Origin of the sequence: Amycolatopsis sp. VS8301801F10 (assembly GCF_046195355.1) — a bacterium.
GTDB lineage: Bacteria > Actinomycetota > Actinomycetes > Mycobacteriales > Pseudonocardiaceae > Amycolatopsis.
In genome coordinates this window covers 7751548-7764663 of record NZ_CP176065.1, presented here as the reverse complement: position 1 = coordinate 7764663, position 13116 = coordinate 7751548, and the positions used below count along the sequence as shown (strand labels likewise).

At 67.8% G+C, this 13116-nt stretch carries 11 protein-coding genes; 3 read left to right on the top strand and 8 right to left on the bottom strand.

Annotated features, from left to right (window positions below; all coding sequences use genetic code 11):
* Positions 1 to 2: 2 nt before the first annotated feature.
* From F9C11_RS35585 to F9C11_RS35570, 4 genes are all read right to left on the bottom strand, one after another.
* Positions 3 to 263, bottom strand: a complete 261-nt coding sequence (locus tag F9C11_RS35585; RefSeq protein WP_409181753.1) for a hypothetical protein — start codon at positions 261 to 263, stop codon at positions 3 to 5.
* 112 nt (positions 264 to 375) lie between these two features.
* Entirely contained in the window at positions 376 to 834 is a 459-nt protein-coding gene (locus F9C11_RS35580; RefSeq protein WP_409181752.1) for a peroxiredoxin, read from the bottom strand.
* Between the two features lie 69 nt (positions 835 to 903).
* Positions 904 to 2739: a diguanylate cyclase domain-containing protein gene (locus tag F9C11_RS35575; RefSeq protein ID WP_409181751.1), complete on the bottom strand. Its 1836-nt coding sequence runs from the start codon at positions 2737 to 2739 to the stop codon at positions 904 to 906.
* Between the two features lie 264 nt (positions 2740 to 3003).
* Positions 3004 to 4521 carry a cytochrome P450 gene (locus tag F9C11_RS35570; protein ID WP_409181750.1) on the bottom strand — a complete coding sequence of 506 codons (1518 nt, stop codon included), beginning with the start codon at positions 4519 to 4521 and terminating at the stop codon, positions 3004 to 3006.
* 506 nt (positions 4522 to 5027) lie between these two features.
* Between F9C11_RS35570 and F9C11_RS35565 the strand changes: the two genes are divergently transcribed.
* Together F9C11_RS35565 and F9C11_RS35560 are read left to right on the top strand one after the other, a co-directional pair.
* Positions 5028 to 5639 carry a hypothetical protein gene (locus F9C11_RS35565; protein ID WP_409181749.1) on the top strand — a complete coding sequence of 204 codons (612 nt, stop codon included), beginning with the start codon at positions 5028 to 5030 and terminating at the stop codon, positions 5637 to 5639.
* 10 nt (positions 5640 to 5649) lie between these two features.
* Complete coding sequence (locus F9C11_RS35560) at positions 5650 to 6387, top strand: hypothetical protein (protein WP_409181748.1); 738 nt, start codon at positions 5650 to 5652, stop codon at positions 6385 to 6387.
* A 333-nt stretch (positions 6388 to 6720) separates the two neighbouring features.
* On the opposite strand, the gene F9C11_RS35555 is transcribed toward F9C11_RS35560, so the two are convergent.
* From F9C11_RS35555 to F9C11_RS35540, 4 genes are all read right to left on the bottom strand, one after another.
* Positions 6721 to 7794, bottom strand: a complete 1074-nt coding sequence (locus F9C11_RS35555; protein ID WP_409181747.1) for a ribonucleotide-diphosphate reductase subunit beta — start codon at positions 7792 to 7794, stop codon at positions 6721 to 6723.
* A gap of 73 nt (positions 7795 to 7867) precedes the next feature.
* The gene (locus F9C11_RS35550) at positions 7868 to 10900 is read right to left on the bottom strand and encodes a ribonucleoside-diphosphate reductase subunit alpha (RefSeq protein WP_409181746.1); all 3033 of its coding nucleotides are present in this window, start codon (positions 10898 to 10900) and stop codon (positions 7868 to 7870) included.
* A gap of 215 nt (positions 10901 to 11115) precedes the next feature.
* A complete protein-coding gene (locus F9C11_RS35545) occupies positions 11116 to 11727 on the bottom strand; it encodes an acetoacetate decarboxylase family protein (protein ID WP_409181745.1) in 612 nt (203 codons plus the stop codon).
* Positions 11724 to 12557, bottom strand: coding sequence for an enoyl-CoA hydratase-related protein (locus F9C11_RS35540; RefSeq protein WP_409181744.1), 834 nt, complete (start codon positions 12555 to 12557; stop codon positions 11724 to 11726). The genes F9C11_RS35545 and F9C11_RS35540 overlap by 4 nt, the downstream gene beginning before the upstream one ends.
* Before the next feature lie 73 nt (positions 12558 to 12630).
* Here F9C11_RS35540 and F9C11_RS35535 point away from each other — a divergent pair, with 73 nt between their 5' ends.
* A complete protein-coding gene (locus F9C11_RS35535) occupies positions 12631 to 12993 on the top strand; it encodes a VOC family protein (RefSeq protein WP_409181743.1) in 363 nt (120 codons plus the stop codon).
* Positions 12994 to 13116 lie beyond the last annotated feature (123 nt).

The window sequence follows — 13116 nt, the reverse complement described above, 5'->3', positions numbered from 1 at the left end:
GGTCACCGCGCAGTGTCTTTCGGGATGTCCTTCGCGATGACGGTCATCGACCACCTGGCCCCGTCCGGCTCGTGCGACTGGACTTTGGCGTTCGCGCCCGCCCTCGCCGCTGTCGCCACCAGGCCGATCATGGTGTCGCCGCGGTGGCGGGCGCGCGCCGAGGCGATTCTGGCCCGCAACGCGGAGTCGGCGAGCCGGACGAGCCCGGGACGGCGGACCACCACCCATTCCTCGCCGGATCCTTGCTCCCCCTGCTTGGTCATCTCCGGTCTCCTTCGCGCTCGAACCTCACGACCTCTACATCGCTCGCGCCGGCGTCGCCGGGTCGCCGTCCGAGGGATTTTTCGAGACCGATTTCGCGGGAAGGAGTGCCGGTCAGGCGTCCGCGCGCTCCCGAAGCACCTTCAACGCCCGATCCGCGTGCGCCGTGAAGTTCAGCTCGCTCTTGATCACGTCCAGCACCCGCCGGTCCTTCCCGATCACGAATGTCTGCCGTTTCGTGTGCAGGGGCAGGATTTTGCGCCACACGCCGAACTGTTTCGCCACCGTACCGTCCACATCGGACAGCAGTGGGTAGTCGAACCCGTGCTTGGCGGAGAACTCGCGCTGCTTGCCGACGGAGTCCGGGCTGATGCCGACGCGCTGGGCGCCTGCCTCGGCGAATTCCGCGGCCAGGTCCCGGAAGTGGCAGCTTTCCGCGGTGCAGCCGGACGTCATCGCGGCGGGGTAGAAGAACAGCACGACCGGGCCGTCGGCGAGGAGGGCCGACAGGGTGCGTTCGACGCCTTGGTCGTCGGGGAGGGTGAAGTCGGGGGCGAGGTCGCCGGGCTGCATCGCGGAGGGGTCCTTCCAGAAAGGTCGTCGTGCCCGGGGAGTTCGGAGCCGGGCGGGCGAGCGGATGGGTCAGCTGGCGTGCCGGGCGATCATCTCGTCCACCTCGTCGCCCGTAGCGGACTCCGTCACGAACGAACCCCTCGCCGCCAGCACGCCCTGCTCTCGCAGCCGGGCCGCGTGCGCAGCGTCGCGTACGCCTTCCGCGCCGATCCGCAGGCCCAGTTCCTTCGCTCGGTTGACCAGTTGCGCCAGGTGCCGCACGTCGGTTTCGGCCGGGTCCGGGCCCGCCAGTGCGTCGACTACCGGGCCGCTCAGGATGACGTGTTTGATCGGGAGCTGGTGGCGCGGGATGAGTTCCAGGTCGGACGATCCGGAAATGGTCAGCACGAGTTGCGCGCCGAGGTCGGCGAGCACCGTGAACGAGTCCAGGACCTCGCCCTCGTCGTCGAACATCGACGTGCGGTCGGTGCACAGCCGCAGGGCTCGGGCGGGCAGGCGGTGGCGGTCGAGCTGGTTCTTGACCATCAGCACCAGGTCCGGGTCGATGGCCAGCCGCTTCGGGAGCCGGATGCAGACGTCCGGTGCGGCCGGGCCGTAGCGCTCGCGCCAGCGCGCGGTCGCGCCGAGCGATTCCTGCAGCAGCCATTTGCCCAGCGGCACGGTCATGCCGGTGGTCTGCGCGAGCGGGTAGAACTCCTCGGGGCCGAGTTCGCCGCGTTCCGGGTGGCTCCAGAGCAGCCCGGCGTTCACCGCGGCGATCTCGTCCGGCTTCGCGAGCTTGACCGTCGGCTGGTAGATCAGCGAGAACTCGCCGTTCTCGAGCGCACCGGCGATCACCGCGCCGAGCTGGTAGCGGTTGCGGTCCCGCTCGTCGCGCTGCGGGTCGAACAGCATCCACTGCGCCTTGCCCGCCTCCTTGGCGCGGTGCAGCGCCAGTTCGGCCGCGCGCAGCAGGTCGCCGTGGCTGCCTTCGTTCGCCGGGCGCACGACGATCCCGATGCTCGCGCTGACGCCGATGCCGTGCCCGTCGACGTACACCGGTTCGCTGAGTTCCTCCAGCACCCGGTCGGCCAGCTCGACCGTCTCTTGCGCGGTCAGGTCCGGGCCGCGCAGCAGCACCGCGAAGCCGTCGCCGGACAGCCGGGCGACGTAGCCCTCGTGCCGGTCGGCGAACACCGACTTCAGCTTCCGCGAGATCGCCTTCAGCACCAGGTCGCCCATGCCGGCGCCGAGTCCGTCGTTGATCACCTTGAAGCCGTCGATGTCCAGGTACAGCAAGGCGATCTCGTCCGAACCGCCCGAGCCGAGCGCGAGTTCCAGCTGGGCGTTGAACGCGGCGCTGTTGGGCAGTCCGGTGAGCGGATCGTGCAGGTTCTGGTGCCGCAGCCGCTCGCCGAGCAGGTGCAGGTCGTCGTCATCGGCGGCCATGAAGACCGGGAAGTACGTGCCGGGCCGGTCGCTGGGCAGCGCCGCGAGCGTGACGTTCGTGGTGAGCTCGCCGTCGCGGCTGTGGCCGAGCTGCACGCTCTGGACGGTCCGGCGGGCGTCGGCGGTCAGCGGCAGCCCGTCGAGCGCGGCGCGCAGCCGTTCGGCGTCCTGCGGACCGGCCGCCAGGTCCGCGATGTGCTTGTCCCGCAGCGCGGCCGGCGACGTGCCGAGCAGCCGGGCCAGCGCGGCGTTCGCCTCGACGACGAGGCCGGCGGAATCGGTGAGCGCGATGCCGAGCGGCGCGGAGGAGAACAGCGCGGTGAACCGCCGGGTCGCGCCGGCGTCCTCGGGGCGCGCGGCGACCTCGCCGGCGAAGTCGAGCAGCAGCCGCTCCACCTCGGCGGGAGGGAGCGTTACTCCGTTGGTGTCGGTCAGCGCCGCCGCGTACTTGCGCGCGACGTCGACCAACCCTGGCATGGCACCAGGCTCCGGCACACTCCACCTCTTCATACGCGGACAAAGACCAGCTCAGACCCGGTGTGGAGGATCCGAAGACCCACACTGGGTACGAGTTGGCCGCAAGTGATGCCACGGCATCACGGACCAAACAGGGTGTCTACCGGCTGAACGAGTGATGGGCACTACACAACTGGTGACATCAAGTCACCTTGAGTACACGAAGGTGGCCTGTACTGCGGTTTTGTCTCCAGCTGTCGACCATTCCGTCCCGCTCGGCGGCCGTCAACGATAGGCCAACCGGGCCGGGAGGCCGTCGGCGGGCACCGGAAGCGAGACGTAGTCCCACTTGGCGACGTAGTCCTCGGGCACCGACCAGCGGTGCGCCCGCAGCAGTTCGTGCATGAGCGCCTTCACCTCCAGGCCGCCGAACTGCAGCCCGATGCACTTGTGCGCGCCGCCGCCGAACGGCATCCACGCGAACCGGTGCGATTTGTCCTCGCGGCGGTCCGGGCCGAACCGCTCGGGGTCGAAGCGCAGCGGATCGGTCCAGTGCTCGGGGGAGTAGTGGTTCAGCGTCGGCGAGACCGCGACCATCGTGCCTTCCGGCAGGTAGTGGCCGAGGACGGAAGTGTCCTTTGTGGTCTTGCGGGCCAGTGACGGCACCGGCGCGCGCAGCCGCAGTGCCTCCTTCATCACGAGGTCCAGCGTTTCGAGGCTTTCCAGCGCTTCGAGGTCGGGCAGGTCGTCGCCGAGGCGCAGTGATTCTTCCCGGGCGCGGTCTTGCCATTCCGGGTGTTTCGCGAGGTAGTAGGCCATCGCGCTGGCGGTGATGGTGGTCGTGTCGTGCGCGGCCATCATCAGGAAGATCATGTGGTTGACGATGTCGGCGTCGCTGAACCGGTCGCCGTCCTCGGAAACCGCGTGGCAGAGCGCGGAGAACAGGTCGTCGCCGTCCGCGTCGCGCTTGGCCGCCAGGTTCTCGCCGAAATAGCGCTCCAACGTCCGCCTGCCGCGTAAACCCGCGGCCCAGCGACCGCCAGGCACCGGATAGCGCACCACGGCGGTACCGGCACGCACAGCGGCCACGAACGCGCGGTTGATCCGCTCCGCGTCGTCGGCCGAGCGCATGCCCATGAAAACCTGCGTCGCGACGTCCAGCGTCAGCTGTTTGAATGCCCAGTACAGCTGTGGGCGGCCGGCCGGCAGCGCGGCGACGCCTTCGCGCAGTGCCGGGCCCATCTGGGCGACGTAGCCGCGGAGCCGGTCGCGGGTGAACGCCTCCTGCATGATCCGGCGGTGCAGGTGGTGCTCGCCGAAATCGAGCAGCATGAGGCCGCGTTCGAAGAAGCGCTCGATGAAGAACTTCCAGCCTTCCTGAGAGAAGGCCTTGTCCTTGTTCACGAGGGCCGTCTGGGTGGCTTCGGGGCCCGACAGGGTCACGATGCGCTGGCCGAAGACGCCCATCCAGGAGACCGGGCCGAACTGGGCGAAGCGGCGGAGGCTGAAGTCCAGGCCGAATCGCATGCCGTCCAGGGTGTGGCCGATCAGCGGGGGACCGTCGTCGCCTAGGACTGGTTTGAGAGTGCTACCGGGTGGGGGAGCGGCGAGTTCGCGGATCGGCCAGCGGGCGCCGAGCCAGCGTTCGTCGAGCTTGCGGGGCAACGGGATCGCGGTTAGCGGCGGGATTCGGGTGCGGAGGTTTTCCGAGAGCCGGGTGATGTTGTCGCTCCCGGCGTGCGCGACTTTGCCGAGCGCGCTGCCTGCCGTTGGGGTTCCCGGTTTTCCGGTCACGTCCGTCATGGTGACCACCTCCCGGCCAGGGTATCGGTCGGGTCCACGGTCCCTTGTTATTGACGGGATGACAATACTTCGGGGGACTGCCGTTCGGGTGATTCTGGGGGTGTCGGGCGGCTGGGCGAGTCGCCCGGCACTGGTGGGGTTGGGGAGGATCGGTTCGCGGGTTGCGCGGACCGGGTGTGCTGCAGCGCTGGCTCGGCCTCGCCGTAGCGGTCCCCATCACGCCGACGATCGCCTGAACGAACCGCCGCCGGTAGCGCGCGGACTGCACATAAAGCAAGGATTAAATGAGGGCAGTGCATATCATTGCCAAGGCGAGCGTGATCACAACGGCCTCCTGCTACCTTTACGAAATATCTTCACGTGCGATTGATGCTGCCTGCCAAGATCCGCCAAATGGCGGTTCAAGGCAGCGGACCCGCCTCGTTTACTGGAGCACGGGACTTCGGATCATGCGGTCATTCCATGAGGCTGCCGAAGTCTGATTAAAAAAATTCCGGGGAGGGAATTTGAAAAAGCAATCCAAGCTGGGAGCGGTCATTGCCGCCCTTGGCGCATCGCTGGCGTTGTCGGCAATCGCCGTACCGGCGGCTCACGCGGAGGACGTCGCTGCTGGAGTTGCGGCGCAAGGCCGGCAACCTTCGACCTTGCTGCTCCTGTCCGAGGCGCAGTACCGGGCAAGATTCGGCAAACCACCCGCTGTGGACGCTCCGAAAAAAGAGCTTCCCCTGGGTGCCAGCCTGCCCGATCCGCCGCAGCCGTGGTACAAGATCGATTGGGCGCATCGGGATCTGAGCGGGAGGGATCTCCCGACCCGGCACGGCAACACGGCGTTTGGTTACGTGCATTACGCAGTCTCGCACAACATCCGTACGGAACGCGCCATCAAAGCCGCGTACGAAAACAACTTTCCGGACCCGGACAAGTCGAACGGCACCCACTTGGAATATCTGGCCTTCCTCGTGGACGCCCAGGGTGACATTTTCGTCATTGTTCGAGTGATCAACGAACAAGCTCCCCGCACGTCAGACGGCCAGTACACTACGCCGGATGGGAGACCGATCGGAACGATCACCGCATTCTGCGAAGGCGTCAACGTCTGCCCCGACGTCGTCAACTGAGCAAGCCAACGTGGCTGCTGCGTCGCCGGGTGGCTCTGGGGCAGCTCAGGGCCACCCGGCTCGGCACGTCCTCGACGGAGCGTACCGACAGATCCTCGACCGGGCGGTGCAGCTGACCGCGCCGCTCCAGTTCAAGCGCAGCCCGTCAGTCATCGGGATCGTCCGCTCGTCCGCCGACAGATTCCTCGCCGTTCTCTCGGTGCCATTGTCAGCACAAAGCCGTTCGACGCTGTCGGTCCGGTTTCAGCTCACGGGCAACGACGGATCGCCGATATCGTCAACGGATTTCGTAGTCGGATTGGACAACGCGCTCGCCGCCCTGGCGAACGACCCGTCCATTACTGATTTCGAAGCCCGGGGCGTCGGCTCCCCGGACGATCCGGCCAGCACATCGCTGTTCCTGAGCCTGGCAAGCTTAAACATCGACCCGGCCGCGAGCGTGCACGATGTTCAGAAGTTCCGGCAAGTCTTCCCGATTTTCCTGTCAGGATTCATGAAGACCGGCAACGGAAAACTACGTGCCTACCTGACGTACTACGAATCCGGCGACACTATCGCCGTCGACCTTCCTCTCGCCGAGGACGACGCAGCGTCCGTCAGCACCGCGAGCGCCTCGATTCTCGGCGAGGTCGCGGCACTCTTGCGGTCGGGCATACCCGAACACGTCGCCGACCATGAAGTGGAGGCAGACCCCTACTGCAACCGCGCCTTCGACCTTTTCGCGTGGTTCCTCGGGGAAGCCGGGTAACGCGATTACGGAGATCGCGGCGCACGACCCGTTATCCTGGCGCGTCGACTACGCAAAGGAAGGCGGCACTACCGTGGCGCAGGGCGAGGCTCTGGGGCGTACTTGGCGCGCTCTGGACCTGGAGAAACCACGGTTTCGTGAGCCAAATGGGGAAAGTGTGTCAGTTTCAGGGTTTGGGCAAGATGCCTTGGCAGCCACCCTCAGACCGCAGGGAGGCTTCGTATCGGGGTGGGGCTAGCTGTACGGGGCGGGCCAAGTTGTTCCCTGGGTAGATGAAATTCGGCCACGCCTTGGCAGGCGCGGCCGAATTTCAGCAGGGTCCTCGGTGTGGGATCAGTCCCAGTCCAGGGCACCGCCGGACTGGTATTCGATGACCCGGGTTTCGAAGAAGTTCTTTTCCTTCTTCAGGTCCATTGCTTCCGACATCCAGGGGAACGGGTTTTCGTTCTCGCCGTAGATCGGGGGCAGGCCGATCTGTTGCGCGCGGCGGTCGGTGATGAAGTGCATGTACTGCTCGCACAGGTCAGCCGACAGGCCGAGCATGCCGCGCGGCATGGTGTCGCGGGCGTAGGCGACTTCCAGTTCGCACGCTTCCTGCAGCATTCCGCGGACCTCGGCCTGGAATTCTTCGGTCCACAGATGCGGGTTCTCGATCTTGATCTGGTTGATGCAGTCGATGCCGAAGTTCAGGTGGATCGATTCGTCGCGCAGAATGTACTGGTACTGCTCGGCGATGCCGACCATCTTGTTCCGCCGGCCCAGCGACAGGATCTGCGCGAAACCGGTGTAGAACCACATGCCTTCGAAGATCACGTAGAATGCAACGAGGTCGCGCAGGAACGCCTGGTCGGCCTCCGGCGTGCCGGTTTCGAAGTCCGGGTTTTCCAGGTTCTGCGTGTACTTCAGCGCCCACGCGTCCTTGTCCGAAATGGACGGCACCTCGCGGTACATGTTGAACAGCTCGCCCTCGACCAGGCCGAGGCTTTCGCAGATGTACTGGAAGGTGTGCGTGTGCACGGCCTCCTCGAAGGCCTGGCGCAGCAGGTACTGGCGGCACTCCGGGTTGGTGATCTGCCGGTACACCGCGAGCACGATGTTGTTGGCCACCAACGACTCCGCCGTGGCGAAGAAGCCGAGGTTGCGCTTCAGCATCTGGCGCTCGTCCTCGGTCAGGCCGTCCGGCGACTTCCACAGCGCGATGTCGGCCTGCATCGCGACCTCGGTCGGCATCCAGTGGTTGTTGCACGCCGCGAGGTACTTGTCCCAGGCCCACTTGTACTTCATCGGGAGCAGCTGGTTGACGTCGGCGCGCGCGTTGATCATGCGCTTGTCGTCGACGTTGATCCGGGCCGCGCCGACCTCGATTTCGCCGAGGCCGGTCGCGTCCGTCGTTTCCACGTTCGTCATTCAGGTCACCTTGGGAGTCGGGGGGTCGTGAGTGGCGATCCCGGTAAGAACCGTGATCGCCACTCACGAGGCACTACTGGCAGGCTTCGCAGTCGGGGTCGTCGATCCGGCAGGCCGCGCCCTCGGTGGCGACGAAGTCGACGTCGGTCTTCGGCATCTCCTTCGGCTCCGCCGGGACGGCCGCGGCGGGCGACGGCGACGGCGCGGGGGCGGCGGCCGGGACCGCAGCGGACGGCGACGGGGCCGGAGAAGGCGCGGCGGCCGGGACCGCAGCGGAGGGCGACGGCGAGGGCGACGGCGCCGGGGAAGGCGCGGCCGCCGGGGAAGCGGCGGACGGAGCAGCCGGAGCCGGGGTGGCGGAGACGGCGTTCAGCTTGCCGTCGGTGCCGCGCAGGGTGCTCTTCTCCACGTGCGTCGCGGACTGCGCCCGCAGGTAGTACGTGGTCTTGAGACCCTTGTGCCAGGCGTAGCGGTACAGCTCGTCGAGCTTGCGCCCGCTCGGAGCCGCGATGTACAGGTTCAGCGACTGCGCCTGGTCGATCCACTTCTGCCGCACCGAACCGGCGTCCACGATCCACTTCGACTCGATCTCGAAGGCGGTCGCGTACAGCGCCTTGAGGTCGTCCGGCACCCGGTCGATCTGGCCGAGGCTGCCGTCGAAGTACTTCAGGTCGCTGACCATCACCTCGTCCCACAGGCCGCGCGCCTTGAGGCTCTTGACCAGGTGCGGGTTCACGACGGTGAAGTCGCCGGACATGTTCGACTTGACGTACAGGTTCTGGAACAGCGGCTCGATCGACTGGCCGACGCCGGAGATGTTGGAGATCGTCGCGGTCGGCGCGATCGCCATCACGTTCGAGTTGCGCATGCCGACGGTCTTGACGCGCTCGCGCAGCGGGGCCCAGTCCAGCGTCGTCGAGGTGTCGACGTCGAGGCCGTCGCCCTGGCGGGCGTCGATGAGCAGCTGCATCGAGTCGATCGGCAGGATTCCCTTGCTCCACAGGGAACCCTCGAACGTCTGGTACTGCCCGCGCTCCTCGGCGAGGTCGGTCGAGGCCGAGATCGCGTAGTAGGAGAGGTGCTCCATCGAGACGTCGGCGAACTTCACCGCTTCTTCCGACGCGAACGGCACGCCCAGCTCGAACAGCGCGTCCTGGAAGCCCATGATGCCGAGGCCGACCGGACGGTGGCGCAGGTTGGAACGGCGCGCCTCCGGGATCGTGTAGAAGTTGATGTCGATCACGTTGTCGAGCATGCGGACCGCGGTGCGCACGGTCTTCTCGAGCCGCTTGGTGTCCAGCCCGGAAGGGGTGACGTGCTTGAGCAGGTTCACCGAGCCCAGGTTGCAGACCGCGACCTCTTCGGTGTTCGTGTTCAGCGTGATCTCGGTGCACAGGTTGGACGAGTGCACGACGCCGACGTGCTGCTGCGGCGAACGCAGGTTGCACGGGTCCTTGAAGGTGATCCACGGGTGGCCGGTCTCGAACAGCATGGTCAGCATCCGCCGCCACAGTTCGACCGCGCGGACCTTGCGGAACACCTTGATCTCGCCGCGCGCGGCGGCCGCCTCGTACTCGCGGTAGCGCTGCGCGAACGCGTTGCCGTAGAGGTCGTGCAGGTCCGGCGTCTCGTTCGGCGAGAACAGCGTCCACTCGGCGTTCGCCTCGACGCGGCGCAGGAACTCGTCCGGGACCCAGTTGGCGGTGTTCATGTCGTGCGTGCGCCGCCGGTCGTCGCCGGTGTTCTTGCGCAGGTCGAGGAATTCCTCGATGTCGACGTGCCAGGTCTCCAGGTACGCGCAGGCCGCGCCCTTGCGCTTGCCGCCCTGGTTGACCGCGACCGCGGTGTCGTTGGCGATCTTCAGGAACGGCACGACGCCCTGGGACTGGCCGTTGGTGCCCTTGATGTGCGCGCCGAGGCCGCGGACCGGGGTCCAGTCGTTGCCGAGGCCGCCGGAGTACTTGGCCAGCAGCGCGTTGTTCTTGTACGCCTGGAAGATCGAGTCCAGGTCGTCGTCCACCGTGGTCAGGAAGCAGGACGACAGCTGGGCGCGGTTGGTGCCGCTGTTGAACAGCGTCGGGGTGGACGCCATGAAGTGGAACGTCGAGAGCAGTTCGTAGAACTCGATCGCGCGGGCTTCGCGGTCGTCCTCGCGGATCGCCAGGCCCATCGCCACGCGCATGAAGAACGCCTGCGGCAGCTCGAACCGCACGCCGTTGTGGTGCTGGAAGTACCGGTCGTACAGGGTCTGCAGGCCGAGGAAGCCGAAGTCGAGGTCGCGCTCGGGGCGGATCGCGGCGGTGATCTTGTCCAGGTCGAAGCGCAGCAGCTCGCCGTCGACCAGTTCCAGTTCGACCGCGCGGCGCAGGTAGGCGCGGAAGTATGCCGGGTATTCGGTCGCCATCTCGTCCTGGCTGGCCTGGCGCGGCTTCCGCGCGAGGTAGCTCAGCGCCTCGCCGCGCAGCTTGTCCAGCAGCAGCCGGGCGGACACGAACGAGTAGTTCGGCTCCTGCTCGACGAGCACGCGCGCGGCCATGATCTGCGCGAGCGCCAGTTCGTCGGCGGTGATGCCGTCGTAGAGGTTGCGCTTGGCCTCGGCCAGCACCGGCTCGGCGGACACGTCCTCGAGCCCGGCGACGGCCTCGCCGACGACGTGCGAAACGCGCGCCCAGTCGAGCGGGCGCAGCGTGCCGTCGGCGCCCTTGACGTTCAGCGAGACCTCGGCCGACGCCGGCGCGGCGGCCTCGCGGGCCTTCGTGCGCTCTTCGCGGTACAGCACGTAGGCGCGGGCGACCTTGTGGTGCTCGCCGCGCATCAGGGCGAGTTCGACCTGGTCCTGGATCTGCTCGATGTGCAGCGCGGTCTCCGGGCCGGTGTGGCGCAGCAGAGCCGCCTCGACCTGCTCGGTCAGCTCCGCGACCACGTGGTGCACGCGGGAGGACGCGGCGGCGTCGCCGCCCTCGACCGCGAGGAAGGCCTTGGTCAGCGCCACCGAGATCTTGCCCGCGTCGAAGGGCGAGACGCTTCCGTCCCGCCGGATGACGCGGACCGCGCTCGGGGCCCCCTCCGCCGCCGACGGCGGCCGCTGACCGGTTTCCACTGACATGCGTGTCTCCAACAGTTCCTCGAAATGGGCGCGTTGCAGCGGCACACGGCCGTCAAGGCCATGCGCTGCGGTTTCGGCGAAACAGCCCGGCCGCCCTCTTCAAGCGGTCTCCCCGTCGCTGGGGGCTGCCGGTTCCCAGAGACTACATGTTGGGGTGAAGGCCCGCACGGGACCCAAGGTATGGCGTGTCGGACTCACTCTGGCGGGTTACCCGATCACCGAGGGCAAGATCCGAAACGGAGCTTCGCAGCGGTCAGTGCCGCACTGGCCACGGGCCGTTTCCCGGCCAGGAAGCCGAGTGGCCCGGCGGGGTTGACCGACCAGTCGGCGGCCGCCGCGCGGGGCTTCGAACGCCACTCGACCGGGGTGCGCAGCGGGCGGCCGTCGCGGTCCTGAGCGATCTCGAAGCGTACCGGGAGCGGGATCGGGAGCCCGAGGCGCGGGGTGAAGGCGGCGGTGGCGATCCAGTCGTCGGAGGTCGCCGCGGTGAAGGTGCGCCCGCCGGTGAAAGTGAAGGCCGCGAGTTCCTTCGGGATGCCCCAGAGTTCGCGCCCGCCCGCGCGCGAGATCTCGCTGTCGACCCAGATGCCGGTGATCGACGCGGCGAGCCCGCGGCCGCGCACGGCGACGCAGGACAACAGCTCGTGGTAGCTCAGCTGGCCGGACGGCAGGTAGTCGAGCCAGGCGGTGAAGACGGCGGCTTGGCCGCCGAGGAGCAGGGGTTCGGCGCCGGCGGGCAACGCGGGCAGTTCGGCGGCGGGGACCCGCCACATCGAGAGGCACGCGTCGGCGGCGAGGTGCCACGGTTCGGGCGGGTAGTCGGTCATTCGTCGATCCAGGGCAGGTAGGGCGGCAGATCGCGGTCCACGCGCAACGGGAACTCGGGCGGTCGTTTCTGGAAGAAGGAAGCGATGCCTTCGACGGCGTCGGGGTTCGAGCCCAGCTGGGAGATCAGCTTCGAGTCCACCTGGTGGACGTCGAAGGGCGACGGGGCCGAGGCCATCCGGTAGAGCAGCTGCCGGGTCACGGCTACCGCGACCGGGGCGGTGGTTTCGGCGATCTCCCTCGCTTTGGCTTGCGCTTGCGCGAGGACGTCGTCGGGGTCGTGGATCTGGTGGACGAGGCCGGATCGGAGCGCTTCGTCGGGGCCGAAGAGTCGCCCGCTGACCATCCAGTCGACGGCCGCGCCCATCCCGACGAGCCGGGGGAGGAACCACGCGGACGCGCCTTCGGGGTAGATCCCGCGGCGGGTGAAGACGAAGCCGAACTTGGAATCGGTCGAGGCGAACCGGTAGTCGCAGGACAGCGTGATGGTGATGCCCGCGCCGACGGACGCCCCGCGCAACGCGGCGACGACCGGCTTGTTCATGGTGAAGATCCGCTTCGACACCCGGCCGGCGGGTTCCTGCCAGTCGTCCGGCGGGCGGTCGCCGAAGTCGAAGCCGCCGGAGGAGAGATCGGCCCCGACGGAGAAGTCCTTGCCGGTCGTTCCGAGCACGACCGCGCGGACGTCCTCGTCGCGGTCGGCCCGGTCGAGGGCGTCGGCGAGTTCGTCGGCCATCCGGATCGTGTAGCCGTTGCGGGCTTCGGGCCGGTCGAGCCGGACGGTCGCGACCTTGGCGGCGACCTCGTAGGCGATCTCCGCGTAGGAGTCCATGGGAGGACGGTAGGACCTTGTTTTCACGGCGTCAATAACGCTTGGGCGGAGCTGGCCTGGGCATGCTCGGAGCATGCTGAAAGTGGGCACGGTGGTGCTGGGAGTCGAGGACATGGAGCGCGCGGTCGCGTTCTGGAGCGAGGCGCTGGGGTACGTGCGACGGGACGACGCGACGGAGTTCGTGGTGCTGCGGCCCGCTGCCGGGGACGGGCCGAGGGTGGCGTTCCAGCGGAGTTCGGTGCCGGTGCAGGAGGTGCCGCGGGTGCATCTGGACCTGTACGCGGGGGACGCCGAGGACCAGGCGGCGGAGGTCGAGCGGCTGGTCGGGCTGGGGGCGCGGCGGGTGGACTGGCCGCTCTATCCGGAGGATCCGGACTTCGTGGTGCTGGCCGATCCGGAAGGCAACCGGTTCTGCGTGATCGACACCTCGCGCTGACCTGCCGTCGGGGAGGGGCTCCGGCTCCCTCCCCGACCGGCCGGGCCGAAAACAATCAGGCGCGCTTGATTTTTCTCTCGCCAGGGGCCACGCTGAGTCCCGCACGAGGTGGTGCGGCGGACG

Coding starts and splice junctions, on each gene's coding strand:
- F9C11_RS35585 (WP_409181753.1), bottom strand. CDS start 263: ATGACCAAGCAGGGGGAGCAAGGATCCGGCGAGGAATGGGTGGTGGTC.
- F9C11_RS35580 (WP_409181752.1), bottom strand. CDS start 834: ATGCAGCCCGGCGACCTCGCCCCCGACTTCACCCTCCCCGACGACCAA.
- F9C11_RS35575 (WP_409181751.1), bottom strand. CDS start 2,739: ATGCCAGGGTTGGTCGACGTCGCGCGCAAGTACGCGGCGGCGCTGACC.
- F9C11_RS35570 (WP_409181750.1), bottom strand. CDS start 4,521: ATGACGGACGTGACCGGAAAACCGGGAACCCCAACGGCAGGCAGCGCG.
- F9C11_RS35555 (WP_409181747.1), bottom strand. CDS start 7,794: ATGACGAACGTGGAAACGACGGACGCGACCGGCCTCGGCGAAATCGAG.
- F9C11_RS35550 (WP_409181746.1), bottom strand. CDS start 10,900: ATGTCAGTGGAAACCGGTCAGCGGCCGCCGTCGGCGGCGGAGGGGGCC.
- F9C11_RS35545 (WP_409181745.1), bottom strand. CDS start 11,727: ATGACCGACTACCCGCCCGAACCGTGGCACCTCGCCGCCGACGCGTGC.
- F9C11_RS35540 (WP_409181744.1), bottom strand. CDS start 12,557: ATGGACTCCTACGCGGAGATCGCCTACGAGGTCGCCGCCAAGGTCGCG.
- F9C11_RS35535 (WP_409181743.1), top strand. CDS start 12,631: ATGCTGAAAGTGGGCACGGTGGTGCTGGGAGTCGAGGACATGGAGCGC.